Genomic DNA, 25827 nt, shown 5'->3' on the forward strand with positions numbered 1-25827 from the left:
GTCATATCTGCAGGAATTTGCGTTGGTATCTCCCAGCGGCATTCCTATAATGTTTTGCATGGAAGTATTGGCGCCATATCATTGACGCTAAGGTAGCGTTCGCATATCAGCTTCGGCTTGCTCCGCCAGCGCAGTGCGCAGGAGATCGTGATGAAAACCGATGCCAATGTCGTGCATCTGAATAAAATGGTTTCCGAAGCGGCTCATCCCGCGGCCGGCAGGCTACCTGCGTCTCTCATCCAGGTTCGTGAGCGTGCTGCCACGCAGCTCAAGCATGCCTTGCAGGCCTTGTTCGACAATGCCGACGATACCCTGTTCGACATGGCGGATCGCGCCACCAGCAACGCCGAACAGAATGCATTCTTCGAAGCGATGCGCGACCTGCGTCTCAAGCGCAAGGGCATCGAGCGTGGTTTTCTGAAAAAGGTCTTCGAGGCTTTCGCTGGCCTGAACCAGTACGTGGTCGGTAAGGCGCCCTCACTCGATGCCGTTTCCTTCGACAGCCTGTCCCTCGTGCAGAACGACGAGCTGGAGGAGACCGTGGCGCTGGACTCCATGATCGCCAAGGTGCTGAGTCGCGACCACATCGCACTCACCCACCTCACCACCCGGCTCAATGCCGTGGTCAGCAAGAAACTCGACGACAAATCCAACCCGCTTGGTCCGGTGTCGCTCAGCGAGCTGTTCCTCGACTCGTGCAGCGGGCTGGGGGTCGAGATCAAGGTCAAGCTGATTATCCTCAAACTGTTCGAGAAGTACGTGCTCAGTGGCCTGGAGCAGTTGTACGGTGATGCCAACAGCATTCTGGTCGAGGCAGGAGTGCTGCCTGAACTGAAGTCCGTGCCGCCGCGTCGTGCTGCCGGTGCCAACCGGGGTGGGCGTGCTGAGCAGCCGGAAAGCGTCGACCTGTCCTGCGCCAGTTACGGCGATGACGACGTGCGTGAGGTCTTCAGTGCGTTGCAGCAATTGCTGGCGCAGTCTCGGGAGAGCGTTTCGATGCGTCGTCAGGTCCCCGCCAACGCCATGCCAATCTCCACCAATGACCTGATGCGTCTGTTGTCGCATATGCAGCAGCGGGCGCCGATTCAGGCACCGCTGGATGTCGATCTGCGTGCCCAGCTCGAGCACCTGTTGACCCGTGCCAGCGCCAAGAGCGGTCGGGTTCGGGTGGTGGGTGAGGTGGATGAGGACGTCATCAATCTGGTGTCGATGCTGTTCGAATTCATCCTCGATGACCGCAGCCTGCCGGATTCGCTGAAGGCCCTGATCGCCCGCCTGCAGATCCCCATGCTCAAGGTCGCGGTGCTCGACAAGACCTTCTTCAGTCGTGGCAGTCACCCGGCTCGTCGCCTGCTCAATGAGATCGCCACGGCGGCGCTCGGTTGGGGCGAGCATGACCACAGCCAGCGCGACAGCTTGTACCAGAAAATAGAGCAGGTGGTGCAGCGGCTGCTCAACGACTTCACCGATGATCCTGCGATCTTTTCCGAGTTGCTGGGCGACTTTCTCGCCTTCACCGGTGATGAGCGTCGGCGCAGCGAGCTGCTCGAGCAGCGCACCCGAGACGCCGAAGAGGGCAGTGCCCGTGCCGAGCTGGCGCGTCGCGAGGTCGAGCAGGCGCTGAACGAACGGTTACTGGGCAAGACACTGCCAGAAGTGGTCGTGCGCCTGCTGCGTGAAGCCTGGAGCAAGGTGATGATGCTGACCTGCCTCAAGCACGGCACTGATTCCGAGCAGTGGCACGTCTCCCTGGCCACCATGGACGACCTGATCTGGAGCGTGGAGCCCCACGAGAATCCGGAGGCGCGCCTGCGTCTGCTCGAGCTGGTGCCTGGCCTGCTCAAGGCGTTGCGTGAAGGAATGACCAGCGCGGCCTTCGATCCGTTTTCCACCAGCGAGTTCTTCGGCCAGCTCGAAGCCCTGCACGTGCAGGCATTCCAGCGTTTCAAGCGGGCCATGCCCGATGTCGAACGCAATGCACCCACCGAATCCGACGATGTACAGCGCACTGCGCTGTCCGCCGTCGGCATCGAGCTGCCCTTGCTGGAGCTGCCGCCCGAGGATGAAGGCGGAGTGTCGGCGATGGTCGAGGTGGTCGAGGAAATCGTCTTGCTGGCCCCGGGGCAGGCTCGCGTCGAGGATGTCGAGCCGTTGTTGGCCGACGATGACGAGGCGCTGAGGCATGTCGATGCATTGCGTGTCGGCAGCTGGGTCGAGTTTCAGGAAGATGAAGACCAGAAGTTGCGCTGTAAATTGGCGGCCATCATCAAGCCAACCGGCAAATACATCTTCGTCAATCGCACCGGAATGAAGGTGCTCGAGAAGTCTCGCATGGGACTGGCTGTCGAGTTCCGCCGCAATGCCGTGCGCCTGCTGGATGACGCGTTGCTGTTCGATCGTGCGCTGGAATCGGTGATCGGCAACCTGCGTCGTCTCAAGAATGCCTGATACGGCCGCATCCGCGTTCGAGTTCTCAGCACGCTTCCCCGCTCGCGGCCCAATCGGGCCGCAAGTCGTTTAAAGCGCTCGTCCGCGCCCAACTTGCGCTGCAGCGTCAACAGCCCCTAGAGTGTGCGCTCGTTCGGGGAGCCCCCATGCACAAGCAACTCGAAGACGGCTGGTATCCAGGGATTCAGCACTGTCCTTCGCCCAATTTCAACGAGCGCCCACAGGCCGAAGTTTCCCTGTTGGTGATTCACAACATCAGCTTGCCGCCTGGTCAGTTCGGCACCGGGCAGGTGCAGGCGTTCTTCCGCAACCGCCTGCAAGCCGAAGCACATCCGTATTTCGCCGGCATTGCCAGCATGACGGTATCGGCCCACTTTCTGATCGAGCGTGACGGCATCGTCACGCAATTCGTATCCTGTCTGGATCGTGCCTGGCACGCCGGTGTCTCCTGTTTCGAAGGCCGGGAAAACTGTAACGACTTCGCCGTGGGCATCGAACTCGAGGGAACCGATCACCTGCCGTTCACGGATGCCCAGTACGCTGCATTGACGCAGCTGACCCGCGTGCTGCAGCAGGCTTATCCGGCGATCACTCTCGAGCGAATCTGCGGGCACAGCGATATTGCGCCGGGGCGCAAGACCGACCCCGGGCCCGCATTCGATTGGGGCCGGCTGCGCGGCGCATTGATGACCGATAAGGAGGCGTCATGAGTTTCTTGGTATTGCTGTTGGTGGTGTGGATCGAAAAATTTTCTTCCTGGCGCCAGCGTATTCAACAGGACGATCCCTGGCTGCGCACGCTCGGACGTCTGGAGCGCAGCGGTACCAGCAGCGATTCCCCGTGGCTGGCGATCATCGTGCTGGTCGGTGTCCCGCTCCTGGTGCTGGCGCTGATCCTCAAGCTGCTGGAGCCGCTGGCCTATGGTTGGCTGCTGCTGCCCGTACACTTGCTGGTGGTGATCTACAGCCTTGGCCGTGGCGACCTGCTGGCCGCCCTCGGCCCCTTCCGCGACAGCTGGCGGCGTGGTGACGGCGAGGCGGCCTATCTGGTCGCCCAGCGTGACCTGGGCGTCGACGGCGAGGGGGAAGCCGTCCTGTTGAGCAACGTGCAGACGTTCATGGTCTGGCAGGCTTACCAGAGCTTTTTCGCGGTGATCTTCTGGTATGTCCTGCTCGGGCCTCTGGCAGCGTTGGCTTATCGGTTGCTGGCGCTGCTCGTCGAGCAGGGACAAGCCGATGCGCTGCGTGAACGTGCCGGCCAGTTGCGCCACGCTTTCGACTGGCTGCCGGTACGCGTGCTGGCAGCCAGCTTCGCCCTGGTGGGCAATTTTATCGCCGTGAGCCGTGCATTGCTTCACGAGGCACTCAGTTGGGATATCTCCGCTGCCCAGCTGGCTTCCGGTGCCGCCCGAGCCGCGGCCGAAACACCGGAGCCGCTGCTCGGCGAGGCTGGTGTGGCCACCCTCGACGGCCTGTGGCAATTGCTGGTGCGCTCGGCGATTCTCTGGTTCGCCGCCATTGCCCTCTGGACACTGCTGTTCTAGCGCGACCAGCCGAACAACTGCATGGCGTTGCCACTGCTGGCTTCGGCCAGTGCCTGTGGGGTCACTCCGAGCAGGGCAGCCAATTCATCGCAGATGTCTGGCAGGTGAGCGGGGTTGTTGCGCAGGCTGGCATGCATGGCCGGCGCCATGTCCGGTGAGTCGGTCTCCAGCACGATGGCATCCAGTGGCAGCCTGGCGATCACCTGGCGCAGGCGCCTGGCTTGCGGCCAGGTCGGCGCCCCACCCAGGCCGAGCTTGAAGCCCAGTTTCAGGTATTCCCTGGCTTCCTCGTAGCTGCCGGCGAAGGCATGCACGATACCGGCGCGGGGTAATCTGAAGCGCTTCAGAGCGGCGATCACCGGTGCATGGGCGCGACGCACGTGCAGCAGTGCAGGTAACTCGAATCCTTCCGCCAGGGCCAATTGCGCCTCGAAGAGTGCCTGCTGGCGCTCACGATCCAGTCGTTCGAGGTAGTAATCCAGGCCGAATTCACCGATTGCGCAGAGTTTGTCGTGGCCATGCAAGCGTGCCAGCCAGTCCTGCAGCGAGTGAAGATCATCGTCATGATGCTCGTCGAGGTAGACCGGATGCAGGCCGAAAGCGGCGTACAGGCCGTCGTGCTCCTGCACCAGGTCCCACAGCCGTTGCCAGTTTCCGTGCTGCACACCGAGCACCACGAGCCGATCCACGCCGCGGCTGCGGGCCTGTATCAGGACCTCGCGGCGGTCGTCGTCGAAATCGGGAAAATCGAGATGGGTATGGGTGTCGATCAGGTGCATGGTGTTCTGCCACGAAGCTGGGGAATGGAATGAACGGGACCTGGCTGCAGAGCAAGTTGCAACATTCTGTGAGTCATTCCCGCCGTTGGCCAGTCGAACCCCACAGGGACGGCGGTTGTGGGGATCGCCGAAAGCAAGGGTCGACCGCATGATGCGTCCTCGCAAGATACTTGGCTGGTGCTTTGCCAGCCTGCTGTTGTTGATCGCAGCGCTGATGTTGTTTCTGGTGCTGTTCGATTGGAATCTGCTCAAGCCAACGATCAATTCGCGAGTGTCCGAAGCGCTCAACCGCCCCTTCGCCATAGAAGGCAATCTGGCGGTGACCTGGCAGCGTGAGCGCGAAGAGCCTGGCCTGCGTGCCTGGATACCCTGGCCGCACGTGTCTGCCGAGCAGCTTAGCCTGGGTAATCCCGGGTGGGCCAAGGGCGATCACTTCGTCAGCCTGCAGCGTGTGGAAGCCAGTCTGTCACCATTGCCGCTGCTGTGGAAAACCGTTTCCATCCCGCGCATCCGGCTCACTGGCGCAGATGCCGCACTGGAACGCCTGGCCGACGGTCGTGACAACTGGACCTTCGACCTTGGTGAGCAGGAGCAGCCGAAGGATGAGGCGGCCGCTCCCTGGGTCATGGATATCGGCACCATCGGCTTCGACAAGGCGCAGGTGCTTTACGACGATCAGACCTTGCAGGCCAGCGTGAGTCTGCTGGTGGAGCCGCTTGGCGAGCCCATCGCTTTCAACGAAATCGTCGGCAAGACCACCAATCAGCAAGACGAAGCCGCCGTGACGCCGCAGGATTACGCTTTCGCCTGGCAGGCCAAGGGTCGCTACAAGGGCCAGGCACTGACCGGCAACGGGCGTATCGGCGGCCTGTTGGCGCTGCAGGATGCTCGTCAGCCGTTCCCGGTTCAGGCTGATGTGCGGGCTGGCACCACCCGCGTACAGGTCGCCGGCACATTGACCGATCCGAAGAACCTCGGCGCGCTCGACCTGCGTCTGCGCCTTTCCGGCGCCAGCCTTGGCAACCTCTACCCTCTGACCGGCGTCACCCTGCCGGACACCCCGGCTTACTCCACCGACGGCCGTCTGGTCGCGCAGTTGCAGGATGCCGACGGGCCGTTGTTCCGCTACGAGAACTTCAACGGTCGCATCGGTGACAGCGATATCCATGGCGACCTGACGTTCGTGGCTCGCCAGCCTCGGCCCAAGCTGTCCGGTACCCTGGTTTCCAACCAGTTGCGTTTCGCCGATCTGGCGCCGCTGATCGGTGCCGACTCGAATGCCGAGAAGAAGGAGCGTGGCGCCAGTAGCGTCCAGCCGGCCAACAAGGTGCTGCCGGTCGAGGAATTCCAGACCGAGCGCTGGCGTGACATGGATGCCGACGTCAGCTTCACCGGCAAGCGCATCGTGCACAGCGAGGAGTTGTCATTCACCGACCTGTTCACCCATGTGGTGCTCCACGAAGGCATGCTCAGCCTCGAGCCGTTGCGTTTCGGTGTGGCGGGTGGGCGCCTGGATTCCACCCTGCGCCTGGATGGCCGCGGTGCGCCCCTCAAGGCGCAGGCACAACTGCGTGCCCGCAACTTCCGCCTGCGCCAGTTGTTTCCCAGCGTAGAAGTGATGCAGAGCAGCCTGGGCGCCCTGAACGGCGATGCGACGATCAGCGGCACGGGCAATTCGGTGGCGACTTTGCTGGGCAGTTCCAATGGGCAGGTCAAGCTGCTGATCAACGACGGCCGGGTCAGCCGCAACCTGATGGAGATCGCAGGCCTGAATGTCGGCAACTATGTGGTCGGGCGCCTGTTCGGTGATGACGATGTGGAAATCAACTGCGCCGCCGCCAACCTGAACATCAAGCAGGGTGTACTGAGGCCGGAGCTGATGGTGATCGATACCGAGAATGCTTTGATCGGTATCGACGGTAAGGTGAACTTCGGCAACGAGCACCTAGACCTAACCATTACGCCGGAGTCCAAGGGGTTTCGGGTCTTCTCGTTGCGCTCGCCGCTGTATGTGCGCGGCACCTTCAAGGAGCCCCGCCCTGGCGTGAAAGCCGGGCCGCTGGTGCTACGCGGTGCCGGCATGCTGGCTCTGGGAGCGCTGGTGGCGCCCGCGGCCGGGCTGGTCGCACTGGTCGCCCCCAGCGGCGACCAACCCAACGAGTGCGCGCCCCTGCTGGAGCAGATGCGCCAGGGCATCAAGCGTTGAAACGAGTCTTCAAGTGCCGCTCGATAGCGTCCAGGCCGGGCTGGTAGGTGCCGTGGAGGGCGTCGAGCAGGCGTTGGAAGACCCGGTCAGCGATGCGCTCGTGCTGCTGCGAGATGGCATTGACGCGCAGGGGCAGAAAATCCAGCAGCTGGGCATCGCCAAAGGTGCCAAGCCGCAGGTGGCCCGTGTCTATTTCCGGGTGTTCGTACAGCACGTCGAGAATCCCTTCGAGCAGCACGTAGGCCGTGGTCACCAATACATCCGGAAGGCGACCTTGGGCCATCAGCGCGCGCATCTGCCGCTGACCCCACTGGCGGCTGAATTGCTCGCCATGGCTGACGCTGACCTCGCCATCGAAGCCGGCCAGCGCATCGCGAAAGCCCTGTTCCCGGGCCTGACTGATCGGCAGCTCCAGACGGGCGCCAATCAGTGCGGCCTTGCGCGGCAGTGGCTGTAGCAGGCTGCCGGTCAGTAGCTCGCCGGCCTGACGGTCATCGCTGATCACCGAATACAGGTACCTGGGATCCAGGGCGCGATCCACTGCGATCACTGGCGTTCCTGCGGCGATCAACTGCCGGTACTCGGCTGCGTCCTGAGGCAGGCAACTGGCGACGATCAGCGCATCGCAACGACGCGAGCGAAACAGGTCGAGCAGTTGCCGCTCGCTGTCCGGCCGATCATCGGAACTGGCGATCAGCAACTGATAACCGGCATCCCGGGCACGCTGTTCGAGCAGTTTGGCCAGGCGTGCATAGCTGGGGTTCTCCAGATCAGGGAGGATGAAGCCGAGGCAACGACTTTCTCCACGCCGCAGCCCGGCGGCCTGTGGGTTGGGGCGATAGTCGTGTTTCTCCACCACTTCCAGTACCCGCTCAACGGTGGCCGCGCTGATCCGCCGCCGGGCAGCCTGGCCGTTGATCACGTAGCTGGCGGTGGTCAGCGAGACGCCAGCCAGGCGGGCGATGTCGGTCAGTTTCAAGGGGTGTCTCCTGCGGCGAGACTTCAAGGATTACCCATTATCAGGTAACGTGCCAGCGCTAGATGAAACGATTCAGCAAACGAGTCGACTAAGCTAACAAGAATGTCCGCCAAGCCCGCCCACAGCGCCGAGCTTGCTCGAGGAGAACCGTCATGCTCGAACTACACCCTTCGCAAATCCAGATGGGCCGACAGGCCGCGGACAAGCAACAGGCGCTGGCCGCACTGGCCGACAGCCTGGTCACCGACGGTCTGGTCGCGTCCGGCTATCTGGAAGGCATGCAGGCCCGCGAGCGGCAAGGCTCGACCTACCTGGGCCAGGGCATCGCCATTCCTCACGGTACCCCGGACACCCGTGATCAGGTGTTCCAGACCGGCATGCGCCTGATCCATTACCCCGAGGGGGTGGATTGGGGCGACGGCCAGCGCGTGTACCTGGCCATCGCGATTGCCGCCCGCTCCGACGAGCACTTGCGGTTGCTGCAACTGCTCACCCGGGCGCTGGGTGAGGGCGATCTGAGCCAGGCGCTGCGCGAAGCTCAGGATGCAGATGCCATTCTCGCCCTGCTGCAGGGCGCCCCTCAGGAATTGGCTCTGGATAGCCAACTGGTTGGGCTGGGCGTCAACGCCGACGATCTGGACGAACTGGCCTGGCAGGGTGCCCGTCTGCTCAAGAAGGCGGGCTGCACGGCATCCGGCTTTTCCGGCAGCCTGGTACAGGGCGAGCCGTTGCCCTTGGGTAATGGGCTGTGGTGGCTGAGCAGCGAGCAGAGCGTCGAACGCCCGGGCCTGGCCTTCGTTACCCCGGCGCAGCCGCTGCAGCATGCCGGTCAGCCGGTCGCCGGGCTGTTCTGCCTCGCCTGTCTGGGTGAAGGGCACCGCAAAGTGCTCGAGCGCCTCTGTGACCTGCTGATCGCCGGGCAGGGGGATGCCCTGGCGCATGCCACCAGCAGCCGCGGCGTGCTCGAAGCGCTGGGCGCCGAGCTACCCCCGGACTGGCCAGCGCTGCGCATCACCCTGGCCAACGCTCACGGGCTGCACGCCCGTCCGGCCAAGACACTGAGCGAGTTGGCGCAACGTTTCAGTGGTGACATCCGTGTGCGGCTGGTCGAGGGGGCTGCGGCCGGCGTTTCGGCCAAGAGTTTGAGCAAGCTGCTGGCGCTGGGTGCACGACGTGGCCAAGTGCTGGAGTTCAGTGCCGATCCGGCGATCGCTGATGATGCATTGCCGGCTATCGAGGCGGCTGTTCGCGCCGGTCTGGGTGAAGAGGTCGAGCCGCTGCCCCCCGAGTCAGCGGAGCGGGTCGTCGATTCGCCGCCTTTGCCTGAAGCGGACGCAGCGCCCAGCGCGCCGTCAGCCGGTACCCGACTGCAGGCGGTCGCTGCGTCGCCAGGTATCGCCAGTGGTCCGGCCTTCGTGCGCCGTGTGCCGCACCTCGAGTATCCCGCAGAGGGGGAGGGCGTCAGCGTCGAACGGGAGCGTCTGGATGCGGCTCTGCAGCATATCGACGGTGAAATTCAGCGGCTGGTCGAACGCAGCCAGGAAGCCAGTGTGCGTGACATTTTCGTCACTCATCAGGCAATGCTGCGTGATCCGGCCCTGCGTGAGGACGTCGATGCGCGCCTGGCCGCTGGTGCCAGTGCGCAGGCAGCGTGGATCGGCGAGATCGAAGCCGCCGCAGTGCAGCAGGAGTCCCTGCACGACGCGCTGCTGGCCGAGCGTGCCGCCGACCTGCGTGACGTCGGCCGCCGCGTGCTGGCGTACCTGTGCGGTGTCGAGGCGCCCCAGGAGCCAGCCGAACCCTACATCCTGGTGATGGGCGAGGTCGGTCCTTCGGACGTCGCCAGCCTCGACCGTCAGCGCGTCGCCGGTATCGTCACCGCTCGCGGTGGTGCCACCGCGCACAGCGCGATCATCGCCCGCGCCCTGGGGATTCCCAGTGTGGTCGGTGCAGGTGAAGGTCTGTTGGCCCTGCAGCAGGGCACTCGACTGCTGCTCGATGGTGACCGTGGTCAGGTCTGGGTCGCACCGGACGATGCCACCCTGGCCCAGGCCGAGCGCGAGCGGCAGGCCAGCGAGCAGCGCCGCGAACGTGCCCATGGCGAGCGTATGCACCCGGCGCGTACCCGTGATGGTCATGTCGTCGAGGTGGCAGTGAACATCGGCGCCAGCGGTGAAGCTGCCGGCGCGGTCGAGCTGGGTGCCGAGGCAGTTGGCCTGCTGCGCACCGAGCTGGTGTTCATGGATCATTCCCAGGCGCCGGACGTGGCCACCCAGGAGGCCGAGTACCGACGCGTCCTGGATGCCCTGCAAGGCCGCCCGCTGGTGGTCCGCACCCTGGATGTCGGTGGCGACAAGCCCTTGCCCTACTGGCCGATGCCGGAGGAGGAAAACCCCTTCCTCGGCGTGCGCGGCATACGCCTGACCCTGCAACGCCCGGACATCATGGAAACCCAGCTGCGCGCCTTGCTGCAGGCTGCCGATGGGCGCCCCTTGCGCATCATGTTCCCGATGGTCGGGCAAATCGAAGAATGGCGCGCGGCTCGCGAGATGGTCGAGAAGCTGCGCCAGGAAATTCCGCTGGACGACCTGCAACTGGGCATCATGATCGAGGTGCCATCCGCTGCCCTGCTGGCGCCGGTGCTGGCCTGCGAGGTGGACTTCTTCAGTATCGGCACCAACGACCTGACCCAGTACACCCTGGCCATCGACCGTGGCCATCCCACTCTGTCGGCCCAGGCGGACGGACTGCATCCCGCTGTGCTGCGGCTGATCGCCATGACCGTCGAGGCCGCCCACGCCGAAGGCAAGTGGGTGGGCGTCTGCGGTGAGCTGGCTGCCGACATGCTCGCCATACCGCTGCTGGTCGGCTTGGGCGTCGACGAATTGAGCGTTGCCGCCCGTAGCATCCCGCTGGTCAAGGCGCGAGTCCGCGAGCTGGACCTGCATCACAGCCAGGTACAGGCACAGCAGGCCCTGGCCCTGGGCAGCGCCGCCGCCGTGCGTGCGCTGGTCGAGGAGACACACTGATGGCGCGCATTCTCACCCTGACCCTGAACCCGGCTCTGGATCTGACCGTCAGCCTCGATACCCTGCAGTCCGGAGCGGTCAACCGCAGCTTGGGCATGACCAGCCATGCGGCAGGCAAAGGCCTAAACGTATCCCAGGTGCTGGCTGACCTCGGCCACAAGGTCACCGTCAGTGGCTTTCTCGGCACGGTCAATGCCGTGCCGTTCGAGCAGTTGTTCCACCGCCGTGGTTTCATCGATGCGTTCGTGCGAGTGCCCGGCGAGACCCGCAGCAACATCAAGCTCGCCGAGCGTAATGGCTGCGTCACCGATCTCAACGGCCCCGGGCCGGAAGTCGACGCGGCGCATCAGCAGCAACTGCTGGACCAACTGGAGCAGATTGCTGTGGGGCACGACGCTGTCGTCGTTGCTGGTAGCCTGCCGCGCGGTGTGACGATCGAATGGTTCGCTGCGCTGCTGCGTCGCCTGGTGAGCCTTGGCTTGCCACTGGCGCTGGATACCAGTGGTGCAGCCTTGCGTGCCGGCTTGACGGCGGGACCCTGGCTGATCAAACCCAATGAAGAAGAACTGGCCGAGGCTTGCGACCTGGCGTCGGCATCTCCCGGGCGCCTGGACGACGCCATCCGCCAGTTGCAGCAAGGCGGCATCGAGCATGTGCTGCTGTCGCGCGGCGCCCAGGGCGCTGACTGGTTCGGTCCCCATGGTGTGCTGCATGCGCAGCCGCCACAGGTCGAGGTGGTCAGCACCGTTGGGGCCGGCGACTCGCTGCTCGCCGCCACCCTGCACGGCCTGCTCAGTGAATGGCCCGCCGAGCGCACGCTGCGCCTGGCGACGGCGGTGGCCGCCCAGGCGGTCACGCAAATCGGATTCGGAATTCACGATCGTCAACAGCTCGCCCGCCTGGAAGCGGCGGTGGCTGTGACGTCGAAACAATAACAAGAGGTCGTTGCAATGAATGTGCTGATCATTACCGCCTGCCCCAACGGCCAGGTCACCAGCGTTCTGTGTTCGCGCCTGTTGCAGGCCGCAGCCGAGCGCCTGGGCTGGTCTACCCAGGTCGAAGTGCATGATCCCAAGGCGATCGGTTCGCCCCTGAGCGAAACCGATATCGCGGCGGCCGAGCTGGTGCTGGTGGTGAAAACCGGTGAGCTGGACCTGCAGCGCTTCGTCGGCAAGCGCGTGGTGCAGTCCACGCCGTCCGAGGCACTGGCCGATCCGAAGCAGTTTCTGCTGGTCGCTGCCGAGCAGGCGCAGGTGCTCGACAAGGTTGCGCCGCCGGCTGCTGTCCCCTCTACGGGCAAGCCGAAGCTGGTGGCGATTACTGCCTGCCCAACGGGGGTTGCACACACCTTCATGGCTGCCGAGGCGCTGCAACAGGCTGCCGAGCAACTGGGTTACGAGCTGCAGGTGGAAACCCGCGGTTCGGTCGGTGCGCGCAACCTGCTCGACGACGCCAGCATCGCGGCCGCCGATGTGGTGCTGTTGGCCACTGACATCGAGGTCGAGACCGAGCGTTTCGCTGGCAAGAAAGTCTTTCGCTGCGGCACCGGCATCGCCTTGAAGCAGCCCAAGCAGACCTTGCAGAAGGCGCTGGTCGAGGGCGTGCAGCAGCAGGGGGCAGGGCAACCGCAGAGTGGCGATGCCGGCAAGTCAGGCAGCAAGAGCGGCCCTTACAAGCACTTGCTGACCGGTGTGTCGTTCATGCTGCCGATGGTCGTGGCCGGTGGTTTGTTGATCGCCCTGTCCTTCGTCTTCGGCATCGAGGCGTTCAAACAGGAAGGCACGTTGCCGGCCGCGCTGATGAAGATCGGTGGCGAAGCAGCCTTCGCGCTGATGATTCCGGTACTGGCCGGCTACATCGCCTATTCGATCGCCGACCGTCCGGGGCTGGCGCCCGGCATGATCGGCGGCATGTTGGCCAGTGCCCTGGGAACCGGTTTTCTGGGAGGGATCATCGCCGGCTTCCTGGCCGGTTATCTTGCCAAGGGGCTGAATCGCTGGTTGCGCCTGCCGCAGAGTGTCGAGGCCCTCAAGCCGATCCTGCTGATACCCTTGCTGGCCAGCCTGGTCACGGGCCTGGCGATGATCTACGTGATCGGCACGCCGGTCGCCGGGATCATGGCTGCGCTGGAAGTGTTCCTGCAGAACATGGGCACTGCCAACGCCATCCTGCTCGGGCTGCTGCTCGGCGGCATGATGTGCGTGGACCTCGGCGGGCCGATCAACAAGGCGGCCTATGCGTTTTCCGTCGGCCTGCTGGCGTCGCAGAGCTACGCACCGATGGCCGCGACCATGGCTGCCGGGATGGTGCCTCCCATTGGCATGGCAATTGCCACGCTGCTGGCGCGTCGCAAGTTCAGCCAGACCGAGCGCGAAGCCGGCAAGGCGGCAGGTGTGCTGGGGTTGTGCTTCATTTCCGAAGGGGCGATCCCCTTCGCTGCCAAGGATCCGTTGCGGGTCATCCCGGCCAGCATCGCTGGCGGCGCCCTGACCGGTGCGCTGTCGATGTACTTCGGCTGCAAGCTGATGGCGCCGCACGGTGGCTTATTCGTGCTGCTGATTCCCAACGCGATAAACCATGCGCTGTTGTACCTGCTGGCGATCGTGGCGGGCAGCCTGGTGACCGGTGTGGTCTACGCAGTACTCAAACGCCCCGAAGTCGAAGCCCTTACGGTCGCTGCCAAGGCTTGAAACCAGGGCCGGGCATCCCTGTATGCCCGGCCCTGGAAATCAGCGAGTACCGAACACCACCATGGTCTTGCCTTTGACGTGCACCAGGCCCTGTTCCTCCAGCGCCTTGAGTACCCGGCCGACCATTTCCCGCGAGCAGCCGACGATCCGGCCGATTTCCTGGCGGGTGATCTTGATCTGCATGCCATCCGGGTGAGTCATCGCATCGGGCTGCTTGCAGAGGTCGAGCAGGGTGCGGGCAACGCGACCGGTGACGTCGAGAAACGCCAGGTCACCCACCTTGCGGGTGGTGTTGCGCAACCGCTCTGCCATCTGCGTGCCCAGTGCGAAGAGAATGTCCGGGTCCTGCTGAGTCAGCTCGCGGAACTTGGTGTAGCTCAGTTCGGCGACTTCACACTCGGTCTTGGCGCGAACCCAGGCGCTGCGTTCCTTCTCGGCGCCGTCCTTGCCGAACAACCCCATCTCGCCGAAGAAGTCTCCGGGGTTGAGGTAGGCGATGATCATTTCGCGGCCGTCATCGTCTTCGATCAGGATGGTGACCGACCCCTTGACGATGAAGTACAGCGTTTCGCTGCGATCACCTGCATAAATGATCGTGCTCTTGGCCGCGTAGCGGCGGCGATGGCAATGGGCAAGCAGCCTGTCGAAGTTTTTCACTTTGGGGGTAAGGGTGATAGCGACCATGCCTGAATCCCGAATATAGAAAGATAAGCCCGTGACAGGCATTGCAGATGGCGCTGTCCAGACCCAAGTACTTGACTATTCTCGCAAGGCAGATGCCGGTCCGAGTGCTCAAACGCTGGCGGACGGCGCTTGGGAAGCAGAAGAACCTTGCATGTTTGCAGCGGAAGATGATGTTGCATGCAGCGCGCCGTGATCAATAGCGCCCTGGCGAATATGCTGTCCTCATCGATTGATGCTGGGTCGCGCCTCGATAGCGTCGATTGTGCCATTGAATCGGCATCATCATGAACAGTGATACTTGCAGGGAAGCTATTTTGTGAGGCGTTGCACGTTTGGCCCGTGAACTTTAGCAGTATCCGTCGATCCCGTCGGAAAAGTCGCCCTGTGGTAAGCTGCCCGCCTTTTCAGCGAAGGAGCGGCAACGATGAAAGCTCGCGTTCAATGGGCAGGCGAAGCGCTGTTTATAGGCGAGTCGGGTAGTGGCCATGCGGTGGTGATGGATGGCCCGCCGGAGAATGGTGGCCGCAATCTGGGGGTGCGCCCGATGGAGATGTTGCTGATCGGCCTGGGTGGCTGCAGCAATTTCGATGTGGTGAGCATCCTCAAGAAGTCCCGCCAACCGGTCGAAAGCTGCGAAGCCTTTCTCGAGGCCGAACGTGCGAGCGAGGACCCCAAGGTCTTCACCAAGATTCACCTGCATTTCGTGGTGAAAGGGCGTGGCCTGAAAGAGGCCCAGGTCAAGCGAGCGGTGGAGCTGTCCGCGGAGAAATACTGCTCGGCTTCGATCATGCTGGGGCGTGCCGGTGTGGACATCACCCACGATTACGAGATCGTCGAGCTGGGTGCCTGAAGCAGAAGGGCGATCCATGGATCGTCCTTCTGCTTTCCAGAGTCATCAGATCCGGTATGTGGTCTTGGTCATGACCTTGGAGAGTAGCGTCATACCCAGTTTGACCGGTGCCGGGAAGCGTGCACCTCCCGCATCCAGTGCACTGTCTGCATGTTCCTGTTCGTCTCGACGCATTTGCTCAAGGATGGCCCTGGATTTGCCATCTTCTTCGGGAATCTCCTCGAGGTGCTCGTCCAGATGCTTGACCACCTGGTGCTCGGTCGCCGCGACGAAACCCAGGCTGACCCGGTCACTGACCAGGCCGGCCAGCGCGCCAACGCCGAACGACAGCCCGTAGAACAGCGGGTTCAGCACGCTCGGGTGGCTACCCAACTGACGAATACGTTGTTCGCACCAGGCCAGGTGATCGATTTCCTCATCGGCTGCATGCTCCATCGCCGCGCGGACTCGCGGCAGCTTGGCGGTCAATGCCTGCCCCTGATACAGCGCCTGCGCGCAGACTTCCCCGGTGTGGTTGATGCGCATCAGCCCTGCGATGTGGCGGGTCTGGCGCGTATCGAGCTGTGCTTCGGGTTCGACGATCGCAGGCGAGGGGCGGCTCGGCTGACCACTGAAGGGCAGCAGGGTGCGCAGCGCCATGTCGGCTTGCAGCAGCAGGCGGTCGACGGGCGAGTACTGGCGGTCATTGGCCATGAGGGGCTCCGGCGAGGACATGAGCAGGCAGTCTACCGCAAAAGATCGGCCGTGTTCGGCGTGCCGCTTCGACAGCGGGCGCGAACGTGCCCTGCATCCGGCACTTGCCCAGGGTTGTCGATTGGCGGGACTATGGCGCTGCCTCGGGGGCATAAGGAGTTGCTGTGAAGAACGATATTCACGATCTGGGACTGGTGCTCGATTCCAAGGTCAAGTTGGTGCTCATCGAATCATGGGATGAACGGCGCGTGCTGGAGACGCTGACCGGCCTCGCGGTGCGTCGCGGCCAGGGCCTGCTCATTTGGTCGGTTACCGAAGGGCTGCAGCGTGGCGGCTTCGCCGCTGGGGCTTTCGCCGAAAGCCCCAGCACTGAACCGGAAGCGGCAATGCGCCTGATCAAGGCCGATCCCCAGGCAAACCTCTACGTGCTGTGCGACCTGCATCCGTTCCTGCTCGACAATCCGCGCCTGGTGCGCCTGCTCAAGGAGATCGCCATGGCCGATGGCAGCCAGGCGCCGACCGTGGTGCTGGTGTCTCATGCCTGCAAGTTGCCGCCGGAGGTGCAGCGCTATGCGGCACGTTTCAGCCTTGCACTGCCGGGGGAGGACGAATTGCTGGGCATTGTCCGCGATGAGGCCCTGCGCTGGAGCGAACGCAACCTCAACCGCCGCGTGCGCACCGACAATCGCACCCTGCAGCAGGTGGTGAAGAACCTGCGCGGCATGAGCCACGCAGAGGCCCGGGTGCTGGCGCGCAGCCTGATCTGCGATGACGGTGCGATCACCCAGGAGGACCTGCCTGAGCTCAACAAGGCCAAGTTCGAGCTGCTCGATCTTGAAGGCGTTCTCAGTTACGAGCATGACACGACGCGTTTCGCCGACGTCGGTGGGCTGAGCACGCTCAAGCGCTGGCTCGGTGAACGGCAGCGAATTTTCTTCGAAGCGAGCGGGGTCGACCTGCCCAAGGGGGTGTTGCTGGTCGGCGTGCAAGGTTCGGGCAAGAGCGTGGCGGCCAAAGCCGTAGCCGGGCTGTGGGGCGTGCCGCTGCTGCGTCTGGATTTCGCCTGCCTGTACAACAAATTCTTCGGCGAGACCGAGCGTAATCTGCGCGAAGCACTGAAGCTGGCCGAGCAGATGTCGCCCTGCGTACTGTGGGTCGACGAGATCGAGAAGGGTTTGGCCAGTGGTGACCAGGACGGCGGGGTCAGCCAGCGGGTGCTTGGCACCCTGCTGACCTGGATGGCCGAACGCAAATCGTCGGTATTCATGGTCGCCACAGCCAATGACATCGGTCGCCTGCCGCCGGAGCTGGTGCGCAAGGGGCGCTTCGACGAGCTGTTCTTCGTCGACCTGCCGGACGAGGAGACACGTGCGGAGATCTTCCGCATTCACCTGCAGCGCCGTGAGCTTGAGGCCTCGGCCTACGACCTGCCGCAGTTGGCGGCGGCCAGCAGCGGTTTTTCCGGTGCCGAGATCGAGCAAGTGGTGGTCGGCGCCCTGTACACCGCTCAGGCTCAGCAGCAGTCCGTTGACCATGAGTTGCTGTTGCACGGCATTCAGGCCACCTCGCCGTTGTCGGTGATCATGGCCGAGCCTCTGGCTGAGTTGCGTGAATGGGCACGGGGACGCACGGTCGGCGCGAATTGACGGATGCGATCAGGCTCGACCGAAACGCCGGTTGAGGCGCGCGGCGAAGCGCCGCACCAATAGCCGCGGGAAGAAACGCGGTGCCAGGCTCAGCAGGCGGTTACGCCAGCCGGGAATGATGATCGCGTGGTTTCTCTCCAGGCCGCGCACGGCGATCAGCGCAACTTCTTCGGCATTCAGCATCAATTTGCCATTCTCCAGTCCACTGGCATCGAGCTGAGCATTACGGAAGAACGCGCTTCGGGTCGGCCCAGGACAAAGCACTGACACTTTCACGCCATAAGCCCGCAGCTCTTCGCGCAAACCCTCGGAGAAGTGCAGAACGTAGGCCTTGCTCGCATAGTAGTTGCTCATCCATGGCCCCGGCTGGAACGCGACCACCGATGCCACATTGAGAATCTGCCCGCTGCCGCGACCGGCCATGACGGTACCGATGGCGTGGCACAGGCGCGCGAGTGCCAGCACGTTCACTTCCAGAAGCTTTTGCTCACGCCTCCAGTCCTGGGCAACGAAGGCGCCGGCGCTGCCGAGGCCAGCGTTATTGACCAGCAGCTCGATGACAAGACCGTTCTGCTCCAGTTCGTGCAGCAGTCCTGACAATTGCAGGGGCTCGCCAAGGTCACAGACGCGGAACAGGACTTCGACGGAAAAGCGCTGGGTCAGCTCAACGGCGATGCTTTCCAGCGCATCGCGCTGGCGCGCCACCAGGATCAGGTTACGCCCGCGACGTGCCAGTGCCTCGGCCAGAGCAAGGCCGATACCACTGGACGCGCCGGTAACCAGGGCATAACGGGACATGGGGTTCTCCTGATGCTGTCCATGACGGGTGCATAGCCTATCCGCAACGGACCTGTCGGCGCTGCACTGACAGCGCTGACAGGGGAAATAAATACCGTGAGAGGCGAACGGAACACCGCGCCCTGTCGCCATCTGCGCGAAGAGCATACCGAACAGGGCGCCGGCTATTGCATGCATGCCTGTCGAACGTGGCATGAAAAGGCGCCAGAGCTATTTTGCCAAGAGCCCGTGAGTGGCGGCTCTCAGCGCACTGAAGGTATAGACGTCAGGGCGCCTCTGTATTGGCGATCCAGACGCGCGATCAGCTCCCCTACCGAAGGCAGGTCATTGATTGCGCCGACTCCCTGACCCGCCGACCATACGGTCTTCCACGCCTTGGCTTCCTGGTCGAGCGGTTTGAGCTTGGCAGCATGATGGGCGCCTTGCAGGGCCTGCATGTCGAAGCCCGCTCGTTCCAGGCTCTGGCGCATGAAGCTGGCCGGTACGCCGGACACGGCGGGCGTATGGATGATGTCACTGGCCCGCGCCTCGATGATCATCTGCTTGTAGTCCTGTGCGGCGGCGCTTTCCTGGGTGGCGACGAAACGAGTGCCCATATACGCCAGGTCGGCCCCGAGTATCTGCGCGGCGAGGATTTCATGACCGCTGTTGAGGCTGCCTGCCAGTAGCAGCGTGCCATCGAAGAACTGGCGGATTTCCGCGATCAGCGCGAATGGGCTCCAAGTCCCGGCATGGCCACCCGCACCGGCTGCAACGGCAATCAGCCCGTCGACACCCGCCTCGGCAGCCTTTTCCGCATGACGGCGTGTGGTGACGTCATGGAACACCAGGCCGCCATAGGCATGAACGGTGTCGACGACTTCCTTCACTGCGCCGAGGCTGGTAATCACGATTGGTACCCGGTGAGCTGCGCAGATGGCCAGATCCTGCTCCAGGCGCGGGTTGCTGGCGTGTACGATCAGATTGACGGCATAAGGTGCGCTATCTTCCAGCAGACCCGCCTGAATTTCTTCGAGCCAGGCCTGGAAACCGGCGCTGTCACGCTGGTTCAAGGCAGGGAAGCTGCCTACGACGCCGTTATTGCAGCAGGCGATCACCAGTGAGGGGTTGGAGATCAGGAACATCGGCGCGGCGACCAGCGGCAAGCGCAGGCGGTTTTCCAGCAGAGCAGGCAGTGACATGGACGGCTCCTTGGCGGATCTTTTTCAGAACGGTTTGACCACCACCAGGATGACGATGGCGATCAGCAGCAATACCGGCACTTCGTTGAACCAGCGATAGAACACATGGCTACGAGTGTCATCGCCTCGGGCGAGGCGCTTGCACATGGCGCCGCAGACATGGTGATAGCCCACCAGCAGCAGAACCAGTGTCAACTTGGCGTGCAGCCAGCCCTGGCTCAGCCAGCCAGGCACCAGCGCCAACAGGCCGATGCCGAGTGCCAGCGTGGCGATCATCGCCGGGGTCATGATGCCGCGGTACAGCTTGCGTTGCATGACGCTGAAGCGCTCACGGCTTGGCGCGTCCTCGCTCATCGCGTGGTACACGAACAGGCGTGGCAGATAGAACAGACCGGCAAACCAGCAGACCATGGCGACGATATGCAGGGCTTTGACCCACAGGTAGAGCATTGCTGTTCCTCACGTGATAAGAGCGTCGATACTAGTGCCCATGGTCTCAATAGTCATCAAGGCGGTTGGCCGCAGGCAGGTCCGCCTTTATGATCGTCCTCTCCTGCCAGCCTCGAGGCACCTGATGCCCGTATCCGCCGTCACTTCGACCACACTGTACGCTCGCAGCCTTGGCGCGCGCGGGTGGCTTGCCTGATGTCAGGCTGGGAAGTCCGCCTCAGCAATCGCGCCCATGAGCGGCGTCTTCGTGTTGCGCTTGTCCTCCTGTTGATGGCCGTGCCAGGCGCGTTCTACCTCGGAAGCTGGTGGCAGGTCAGAGCGCTGCAGGAGCAGGGCGTCGACAACCAGGCGACGCAGGCTCGCCTCGACGAGCAGGCGCGGGAACTGGACGAGCTGCGTCAGCGTGTGGCGGTGATCAGCAGCGGTGAGCAACTGGCTCATCGCTCCAATGAGCAGAGCCGCCTGACCATCAAGCTGCTCGAGGAGCAGAACTTCAAGCAGCAGCAGGAGCTGGCTTTCTACAAGGGAGTATTGGCGCCGGACAGCCGGGGTGATGGATTGCTCATCCGCACTGTCGACATCCATCCCACCGAGCGTGCGGGCCTGTTCCGTTTCAAGATCATGCTCAGCCGTGTCGGCAAGGATGACAAACCCATGCAGGGGCGTTTGCATGTACAGGTGGATGGCCGCCAGGCCGGCAAGGCGAAAAGCCTGCAGCTGGCGCAACTGAGCAGCGATCTGCCGGAGGGATCGACCGTCCAGTCGATTCCGTTCGCCTTCAAGCACCTGCAAGCGATTCCGGAAGGTGGGCGCCTCGGGGAGTTGCAGCTCCCCGAGGGGTTCGAGCCGCAGCAGATACGTATCAAGGCCGATGTCGAGGGTGGCAAGCCCGTCGAGCGTCAAATCGAATGGACTGACTGATAAGTGATGATTCGCGATGTGGAATAAAGGCAAGGGCAAGGCAGACAGGCAGCGTTTCACGGGCAAAACCAGCCTGATTGCAGCGGGTGCGGCTTTCCGCGGTGATCTGGAGTTTCAGGGGGCGGTGCAGATCGATGGCAAGGTGATCGGCGATATCCGCACCGAGGAAGGGCTGGTACGGGTCAGTGTCGACGGGCTGGTTGAAGGCGAGGTACACGCGCCCCATGTAGTGATCGACGGCGAGATTATCGGTGACGTCTACGCCAGCCAGCATGTCGAGCTGGGGCCACGGGCGCGAGTACGTGGCAACCTCTATTACGGTCTGATGGAAATGGCCATGGGGGCGCAGGTCGAGGGTGGCCTGCGGCCGATCAAGGAGCAGAACAGACCACTGGAGTTGCCAGAGAGCCTGAGCGATGCACAATAGTTGACCGCTTTTCTGGGACAAGCGGATAATGCAGCGCTACAACGCAGCATGGCGCCTGGCGCCGGGAGAGAAACATGAGCGTCGAAACCTTCACCCCCACAGTAGCGATGCAGTTCACGCAGGGGGCGGCAAGCAAGGTTAAGAGCCTGGTTGATGAAGAAGGCAATCCGCGCCTGAAGCTGCGCGTGTTCGTCACCGGTGGCGGCTGCTCCGGTTTCCAGTACGGTTTCACCTTCGATGAAGATGTTGCCGATGATGACACCATCATCGAGCGCGAAGGTGTCGCACTGGTCGTCGATCCGATGAGTTTTCAGTATCTGGTCGGCGCCGAAGTGGATTACCAGGAAGGCCTGGAGGGGTCGCGCTTCGTGATCAAGAACCCCAATGCCACCACCACCTGTGGCTGCGGTTCTTCATTCTCTATCTGAGTCGCCCCGCCGTAATGAAAGACGCCGCGCAACTGCGCGGCGTCTTTCATTACATGCTAGGCCGGGTAGATGGCCCCGAGGATTCGTCGACCGCGTGCGCCAGTGACCTCCGGGCGATTGCCGGGAATGCCGTTGAGGCAGCAGTGGGCGAGCCAGGCGAATGCCATGGCTTCCACCCAGTCGGCGGGTACCCCGTGATCGTCCGTTCTGCTGACTCTGGCGTCCGGTAGCAGCGCCTGCAGGCGGTCGATCAATGTCTTGTTATGGGCGCCTCCTCCACATACCAGCAATTCGCTGCAATGCGGTTGGGCCTGTTGCAGCGAGGAAACGATGCTGGTTGCCGTCAGTTCGAGCAGCGTGGCCTGCACATCGGCCGCCTCGTATTGCGGCTGCTTTTCCAACTGCCCCATAAGCCAGGGCAGGTTGAATAGTTCACGGCCGGTGCTTTTCGGGCCGGTCGCCTGAAAGAACGGATCGCCGAGCAGTGCCCGCAGCAAGTCATCCTGCACGCGGCCGCTGGCAGCCCAGGCGCCACCGTGATCGTAGATGTGTCCTTGATGGTGGTGAATCCAGGCATCCATCAATACGTTGCCCGGGCCGCAGTCGAACCCCCGTGCTGGTCTGCCGTCTTCCAGCAGGCTCAGGTTGCTGAACCCGCCCACATTCAGGATTGCCCTTGCTGCACCAGGCGTGGCGAACAGCGCTTCGTGAAATGCCGGCACCAGCGGCGCACCCTGCCCACCAGCCGCTACATCCCGGCGGCGAAAATCCGTCACTACGGTAATGCCGGTAAGCTCGGCCAGCAACGCGGCATTGCTGATCTGGATGGTGAAGCCGCGCGCTGGCTCGTGGCGCACCGTCTGGCCATGGCTGCCAATGGCGCGGATGGCTTGCGGCTGCAGCTTCTGCTCGGCCAGCAGGCTGCGCACGCCGTCGGCGACCAGTCGTGCCCAGTGTTGTTCGGCGATGGCTGCACGTGCGAGTTCGTCAGGGCCGGGGCTGCAGAGTGCCAGCAACTCTTCGCGCAGAGAGTCAGGGAGAGTTTGGTAATGCTGGGCGAGCAAGCTGATGTGCTCGCCTTGCTCGATCAGGGCGATGTCCAGCCCATCGAGACTGGTACCGGACATCACACCAAGGTAGAGCATCGGCTTAACGCTTGTTGAGCGCGAGCATGGTGGCTTTTTCCTGATCCATGCGCGCCATCAGCGGTTTGCTCATCTGCAGGAAACGTTGCTTTTCCTGGCGGGCTATCGGATCGGACATCGGCAGTTTCTGGCTCAGTGGGTCTACGTGAGTACCGTTGACCTGGAACTCATAATGCAGGTGTGGCCCGGTGGACAGGCCGGTGGTGCCGATGTAGCCGATGATCTGGCCCTGCTTGACACTGCCGCCAGTGCGTACGCCTTTCGCGAAGCCTTGCATATGGGCGTATAGAGTGCGATAGCGGCTACCGTGCTGCAGCACCACGGTGTTGCCGTAACCACCTTTGCGACCGGCGAGGATGACCTTGCCATCACCCGCCGCCTTGATCGGAGTGCCCCGCGGAGCCGCGTAGTCCACGCCTTTGTGGGCGCGGATCTTGTTGAGAATGGGGTGCTTGCGCCCATTGGAAAAGCGCGAGCTGATACGGGCGAAGTCCACCGGAGTACGGATGAACGCCTTGCGCATGCTATTACCGTCGGCATCGTAATAGCTGACGTTGCCCTGTTTGTCGGTGTAGCGCACGGCAGTGAAGGTCTTGCCCCGATTGGTAAAGCGTGCAGAGAGAATGTTGCCGGTACCGATGGACTTGTCGGCAACGACCTTCTCCTGATAAATGACTTCGAATTCGTCACCCTGGCGAATATCCATGGCAAAGTCGATGTCGTAGCCGAAAATGTTCGCCAGATCCATGGTCAGGTTGTGCGACAGGCCGGCGCGTTTGGCGGATACGAACAGAGAGCTGTTGATCACGCCGTGTGCGTAGGCGTCTCTAACATTCGGCTTGACCAGCTCGCGCTTGAAGTCGTAACCCTTGTCGGTCTTGCTCAGGCGCACGCTTTCCAGGTCACTGAGTTTGCTGTGCAGGCTTTCCAGCTGGCCGTCTTCGGTGAGCGTGAACTGCAACTCCTGGCCAACCTTGAGGCGGCTCAGTTGCTTGGCTTCCTTGCTGCTGTTGATCACGTCATGCAGGGTATTGGGGGAAAGGCCTACCTTGCTGAATACCGTGGAAAGCGTATCGCCATTGGCCACTGCAACGGTTTTGCTGAGTGGATCTTCCGGCGGCTGTTCGGCTACCTGGGGTTCGGCCTCCAGTTCGGCGTTCTGGGTGTCTTCGCTACCTTCAATTTGCGCGAAGGGTGACTCATCGGCAGGTTGCTCCTGTGCCACGTCTGCCGGAGGCGTCGGCAGGTTCTGCTGAACCTGCTCCGAGCCGTTGTCCATGTCTAGATTGAGAAAGGTCTTTTTCGCTTCCACTTCCCGCGAAGGGAACACCAGGAGGGCCAGGCTCAGCAGGGCGGCTACGCCGCTCGCTGCGATGATGTGGGTTTTGGGATAGAGCGGCGGCACTTTAGTTGTCGAGGTCATAAGGCTGCTTTTTGAAGTGAAAAGATGAAGAGGAAAAGAAGAAACTGATGAATATGCAGTAACTGTATAAAATATAACCAAATCCACCTGGAGGCAACCCTGAAGGTGATGGCTGGTATCGCTCCGGCTTTACGCTGGGCAAAACTTGTCATTTGTCGCTGATCTTGTATGGTTGGTTCCCCTTTGAATGCGGTGGTTGTGAGTCCCCTATGAAGTCGGTCGAAGAGCAGCTCGCGCTGATCAAGCGCGGTGCGGAAGAAGTCCTGGTTGAAGCGGAGCTGATCGAGAAGCTCAAGCGTGGCGAGCCGCTGCGTATCAAGGCCGGCTTCGACCCGACGGCGCCGGATCTGCACCTGGGTCACACCGTGCTCATTAATAAGTTGCGCCAGTTCCAGGACTTGGGCCATCAGGTCATCTTCCTGATCGGTGACTTCACCGGAATGATCGGCGATCCCAGCGGCAAGAGTGCTACCCGCCCACCGCTCACTCGCGAGCAGGTTCTGGATAATGCCGAGACCTATAAGCAACAGGTGTTCAAGATTCTCGACCCGGCCAAGACCGAAGTCGCCTTCAACTCCACCTGGATCAACGAGCTGACGCCTGCCGACTTCATTCGCCTGGCTTCCCAGTACACCGTAGCGCGCATGCTTGAGCGCGATGATTTCGACAAGCGATACTCCGGCAATCAGCCCATCGCCATCCATGAGTTTCTCTACCCGCTGGTGCAGGGCTATGACTCCGTGGCGTTGCGTGCCGATGTCGAACTGGGCGGTACCGACCAGAAATTCAACCTGCTGATGGGTCGTGAGCTGCAGCGCGCATACGGCCAGGCTTCCCAGTGCGTGGTCACCATGCCGCTGCTCGAAGGACTGGATGGCGTGAAGAAAATGTCCAAGTCTCTGGGCAACTATATAGGTATCCAGGAAGCGCCCGGCGTCATGTACAACAAGCTGGTGTCCATGCCCGATGCGCTGATGTGGCGCTACTTCGAATTGCTGAGCTTCCGTTCCATGGCTGAAATCGAACAGTTCAAGGCAGATGTCGAAAGCGGCGCCAATCCTCGTGATATCAAAATCAAGCTGGCCGAAGAGATCGTCGCGCGTTTTCATGGTGAGGAGGCCGCTGCCAGTGCTCATCGTTCCGCAGGTAACCGTATGAGAGATGGCGAGTTGCCGGAAGATCTGCCTGAGGTCGAGCTTGCCGCTGCCGAAGACATGCCGATTGCTGCCCTCCTTAATAAGGCTGGGCTGGTGAAGAATGCGGCAGTCGCCCGCGACCTGCTGGGGTCCGGCGGCGTGCGGGTGGATGGCCAGGTGGTCGACCGTACGTTCGTATTCAGGCTGGGCGCGACCCATGTCTGCCAGGCCGGCAAGAAGGCGTTCGCTCGAATTACGCTGAAATCCGAATAAACCTGAAATAACCCCTTGACCAGAAAGCGAGGGGGCCTATAATGCGCACCACTTCCGGCGCTGCCTGATCTGAAAACTTCTTTTTAAACAAGGAGTTA

The 25827-nt window shown here is 62.6% G+C and carries 22 protein-coding genes; 13 read left to right on the forward strand and 9 right to left on the reverse strand.

All coding sequences use genetic code 11. The annotated features are described in order from the left end of the window. The first annotated feature begins 150 nt into the window (after nt 1-150). From BLR94_RS23520 to ampE, 3 genes are all read left to right on the forward strand, one after another. On the forward strand, nt 151-2448 hold the full coding sequence (locus BLR94_RS23520) for a DUF1631 domain-containing protein (protein WP_084308338.1): 2298 nt from the start codon (nt 151-153) through the stop codon (nt 2446-2448). Between the two features lie 146 nt (nt 2449-2594). After that, a complete protein-coding gene (ampD, locus tag BLR94_RS23525; protein ID WP_084308339.1) occupies nt 2595-3158 on the forward strand; it encodes a 1,6-anhydro-N-acetylmuramyl-L-alanine amidase AmpD in 564 nt (187 codons plus the stop codon). Continuing rightward, entirely contained in the window at nt 3155-3991 is an 837-nt protein-coding gene (ampE, locus tag BLR94_RS23530) for a regulatory signaling modulator protein AmpE (protein WP_084308340.1), read from the forward strand. The genes ampD and ampE overlap by 4 nt, the downstream gene beginning before the upstream one ends. Here ampE and BLR94_RS23535 read toward each other — a convergent pair. Continuing rightward, complete coding sequence (locus BLR94_RS23535; RefSeq protein WP_084308341.1) at nt 3988-4770, reverse strand: TatD family hydrolase; 783 nt, start codon at nt 4768-4770, stop codon at nt 3988-3990. The two genes, ampE and BLR94_RS23535, sit on opposite strands and share 4 nt — an antisense overlap. 148 nt (nt 4771-4918) lie before the next feature. Here BLR94_RS23535 and BLR94_RS23540 point away from each other — a divergent pair, with 148 nt between their 5' ends. Next, on the forward strand, nt 4919-6976 hold the full coding sequence (locus BLR94_RS23540) for an AsmA family protein (protein WP_084308342.1): 2058 nt from the start codon (nt 4919-4921) through the stop codon (nt 6974-6976). Here BLR94_RS23540 and cra read toward each other — a convergent pair. After that, nucleotides 6966-7955, reverse strand: coding sequence for a catabolite repressor/activator (gene cra, locus BLR94_RS23545; protein WP_084308343.1), 990 nt, complete (start codon nt 7953-7955; stop codon nt 6966-6968). The two genes, BLR94_RS23540 and cra, sit on opposite strands and share 11 nt — an antisense overlap. Before the next feature lie 152 nt (nt 7956-8107). On the opposite strand from cra, the gene ptsP reads away from it, so the two are divergent. The 3 genes from ptsP to BLR94_RS23560 are packed head-to-tail and all read left to right on the forward strand — an operon-like array spanning nt 8108 to nt 13674. Next, entirely contained in the window at nt 8108-10984 is a 2877-nt protein-coding gene (ptsP, locus tag BLR94_RS23550; RefSeq protein ID WP_084308344.1) for a phosphoenolpyruvate--protein phosphotransferase, read from the forward strand. After that, a complete protein-coding gene (gene pfkB / locus BLR94_RS23555; protein ID WP_084308345.1) occupies nt 10984-11919 on the forward strand; it encodes a 1-phosphofructokinase in 936 nt (311 codons plus the stop codon). The genes ptsP and pfkB overlap by 1 nt, the downstream gene beginning before the upstream one ends. A gap of 15 nt (nt 11920-11934) precedes the next feature. Then, nucleotides 11935-13674, forward strand: a complete 1740-nt coding sequence (locus BLR94_RS23560; RefSeq protein WP_084308346.1) for a PTS fructose-like transporter subunit IIB — start codon at nt 11935-11937, stop codon at nt 13672-13674. Between the two features lie 39 nt (nt 13675-13713). On the opposite strand, the gene crp is transcribed toward BLR94_RS23560, so the two are convergent. Continuing rightward, nucleotides 13714-14358, reverse strand: a complete 645-nt coding sequence (gene crp, locus BLR94_RS23565) for a cAMP-activated global transcriptional regulator CRP (RefSeq protein WP_084308347.1) — start codon at nt 14356-14358, stop codon at nt 13714-13716. Nucleotides 14359-14782: 424 nt separating this feature from the next. On the opposite strand from crp, the gene BLR94_RS23570 reads away from it, so the two are divergent. Continuing rightward, entirely contained in the window at nt 14783-15208 is a 426-nt protein-coding gene (locus BLR94_RS23570) for an OsmC family protein (protein WP_084308348.1), read from the forward strand. A gap of 45 nt (nt 15209-15253) precedes the next feature. Here the strand turns inward: BLR94_RS23570 and coq7 are convergent, their stop codons facing one another. Further along, nucleotides 15254-15901 carry a 2-polyprenyl-3-methyl-6-methoxy-1,4-benzoquinone monooxygenase gene (gene coq7 / locus BLR94_RS23575; protein WP_084308349.1) on the reverse strand — a complete coding sequence of 216 codons (648 nt, stop codon included), beginning with the start codon at nt 15899-15901 and terminating at the stop codon, nt 15254-15256. Nucleotides 15902-16065: 164 nt separating this feature from the next. Between coq7 and BLR94_RS23580 the strand changes: the two genes are divergently transcribed. Beyond that, nucleotides 16066-17547, forward strand: coding sequence for an AAA family ATPase (locus tag BLR94_RS23580; RefSeq protein WP_084308350.1), 1482 nt, complete (start codon nt 16066-16068; stop codon nt 17545-17547). A gap of 9 nt (nt 17548-17556) precedes the next feature. On the opposite strand, the gene BLR94_RS23585 is transcribed toward BLR94_RS23580, so the two are convergent. The 3 genes from BLR94_RS23585 to hemJ all read right to left on the reverse strand — a co-directional run bounded on the left by BLR94_RS23585 (nt 17557) and on the right by hemJ (nt 19976). Continuing rightward, nucleotides 17557-18345, reverse strand: coding sequence for an SDR family NAD(P)-dependent oxidoreductase (locus tag BLR94_RS23585; RefSeq protein WP_084308351.1), 789 nt, complete (start codon nt 18343-18345; stop codon nt 17557-17559). 242 nt (nt 18346-18587) lie between these two features. Beyond that, nucleotides 18588-19526: an NAD(P)H-dependent flavin oxidoreductase gene (locus BLR94_RS23590; protein ID WP_084308352.1), complete on the reverse strand. Its 939-nt coding sequence runs from the start codon at nt 19524-19526 to the stop codon at nt 18588-18590. A gap of 24 nt (nt 19527-19550) precedes the next feature. Then, the gene (hemJ, locus tag BLR94_RS23595; protein ID WP_084308353.1) at nt 19551-19976 is read right to left on the reverse strand and encodes a protoporphyrinogen oxidase HemJ; all 426 of its coding nucleotides are present in this window, start codon (nt 19974-19976) and stop codon (nt 19551-19553) included. Nucleotides 19977-20171: 195 nt separating this feature from the next. Between hemJ and BLR94_RS23600 the strand changes: the two genes are divergently transcribed. The 3 genes from BLR94_RS23600 to erpA all read left to right on the forward strand — a co-directional run bounded on the left by BLR94_RS23600 (nt 20172) and on the right by erpA (nt 21752). Further along, complete coding sequence (locus BLR94_RS23600; protein WP_084308354.1) at nt 20172-20897, forward strand: DUF6776 family protein; 726 nt, start codon at nt 20172-20174, stop codon at nt 20895-20897. A gap of 16 nt (nt 20898-20913) precedes the next feature. Then, a complete protein-coding gene (locus tag BLR94_RS23605; RefSeq protein ID WP_084308355.1) occupies nt 20914-21324 on the forward strand; it encodes a bactofilin family protein in 411 nt (136 codons plus the stop codon). A gap of 74 nt (nt 21325-21398) precedes the next feature. Further along, entirely contained in the window at nt 21399-21752 is a 354-nt protein-coding gene (gene erpA, locus BLR94_RS23610) for an iron-sulfur cluster insertion protein ErpA (protein WP_084308356.1), read from the forward strand. 56 nt (nt 21753-21808) lie between these two features. On the opposite strand, the gene BLR94_RS23615 is transcribed toward erpA, so the two are convergent. Together BLR94_RS23615 and BLR94_RS23620 are read right to left on the reverse strand one after the other, a co-directional pair. Further along, on the reverse strand, nt 21809-22897 hold the full coding sequence (locus tag BLR94_RS23615) for an anhydro-N-acetylmuramic acid kinase (RefSeq protein WP_084308357.1): 1089 nt from the start codon (nt 22895-22897) through the stop codon (nt 21809-21811). 4 nt (nt 22898-22901) lie between these two features. Next, nucleotides 22902-24320, reverse strand: coding sequence for a peptidoglycan DD-metalloendopeptidase family protein (locus tag BLR94_RS23620; RefSeq protein ID WP_084308358.1), 1419 nt, complete (start codon nt 24318-24320; stop codon nt 22902-22904). Between the two features lie 209 nt (nt 24321-24529). Between BLR94_RS23620 and tyrS the strand changes: the two genes are divergently transcribed. After that, nucleotides 24530-25729, forward strand: coding sequence for a tyrosine--tRNA ligase (gene tyrS / locus BLR94_RS23625; RefSeq protein WP_084308359.1), 1200 nt, complete (start codon nt 24530-24532; stop codon nt 25727-25729). Nucleotides 25730-25827 lie beyond the last annotated feature (98 nt).

The organism is Phytopseudomonas flavescens, from assembly GCF_900100535.1.
Taxonomy (GTDB): Bacteria; Pseudomonadota; Gammaproteobacteria; order Pseudomonadales; family Pseudomonadaceae; genus Aquipseudomonas; species Aquipseudomonas flavescens.

Bases quoted from the DNA above. Each gene is read 5' to 3' on its own strand.
- BLR94_RS23520 (WP_084308338.1), top strand. From the start codon at position 151: ATGAAAACCGATGCCAATGTCGTGCATCTGAATAAAATGGTTTCCGAA.
- ampD (WP_084308339.1), top strand. From the start codon at position 2,595: ATGCACAAGCAACTCGAAGACGGCTGGTATCCAGGGATTCAGCACTGT.
- ampE (WP_084308340.1), top strand. From the start codon at position 3,155: ATGAGTTTCTTGGTATTGCTGTTGGTGGTGTGGATCGAAAAATTTTCT.
- BLR94_RS23535 (WP_084308341.1), bottom strand. From the start codon at position 4,770: ATGCACCTGATCGACACCCATACCCATCTCGATTTTCCCGATTTCGAC.
- BLR94_RS23540 (WP_084308342.1), top strand. From the start codon at position 4,919: ATGATGCGTCCTCGCAAGATACTTGGCTGGTGCTTTGCCAGCCTGCTG.
- ptsP (WP_084308344.1), top strand. From the start codon at position 8,108: ATGCTCGAACTACACCCTTCGCAAATCCAGATGGGCCGACAGGCCGCG.
- pfkB (WP_084308345.1), top strand. From the start codon at position 10,984: ATGGCGCGCATTCTCACCCTGACCCTGAACCCGGCTCTGGATCTGACC.
- BLR94_RS23560 (WP_084308346.1), top strand. From the start codon at position 11,935: ATGAATGTGCTGATCATTACCGCCTGCCCCAACGGCCAGGTCACCAGC.
- crp (WP_084308347.1), bottom strand. From the start codon at position 14,358: ATGGTCGCTATCACCCTTACCCCCAAAGTGAAAAACTTCGACAGGCTG.
- BLR94_RS23570 (WP_084308348.1), top strand. From the start codon at position 14,783: ATGAAAGCTCGCGTTCAATGGGCAGGCGAAGCGCTGTTTATAGGCGAG.
- coq7 (WP_084308349.1), bottom strand. From the start codon at position 15,901: ATGGCCAATGACCGCCAGTACTCGCCCGTCGACCGCCTGCTGCTGCAA.
- BLR94_RS23585 (WP_084308351.1), bottom strand. From the start codon at position 18,345: ATGTCCCGTTATGCCCTGGTTACCGGCGCGTCCAGTGGTATCGGCCTT.
- BLR94_RS23590 (WP_084308352.1), bottom strand. From the start codon at position 19,526: ATGTCACTGCCTGCTCTGCTGGAAAACCGCCTGCGCTTGCCGCTGGTC.
- hemJ (WP_084308353.1), bottom strand. From the start codon at position 19,976: ATGCTCTACCTGTGGGTCAAAGCCCTGCATATCGTCGCCATGGTCTGC.
- BLR94_RS23600 (WP_084308354.1), top strand. From the start codon at position 20,172: ATGTCAGGCTGGGAAGTCCGCCTCAGCAATCGCGCCCATGAGCGGCGT.
- BLR94_RS23605 (WP_084308355.1), top strand. From the start codon at position 20,914: ATGTGGAATAAAGGCAAGGGCAAGGCAGACAGGCAGCGTTTCACGGGC.
- erpA (WP_084308356.1), top strand. From the start codon at position 21,399: ATGAGCGTCGAAACCTTCACCCCCACAGTAGCGATGCAGTTCACGCAG.
- BLR94_RS23615 (WP_084308357.1), bottom strand. From the start codon at position 22,897: ATGCTCTACCTTGGTGTGATGTCCGGTACCAGTCTCGATGGGCTGGAC.
- BLR94_RS23620 (WP_084308358.1), bottom strand. From the start codon at position 24,320: ATGACCTCGACAACTAAAGTGCCGCCGCTCTATCCCAAAACCCACATC.
- tyrS (WP_084308359.1), top strand. From the start codon at position 24,530: ATGAAGTCGGTCGAAGAGCAGCTCGCGCTGATCAAGCGCGGTGCGGAA.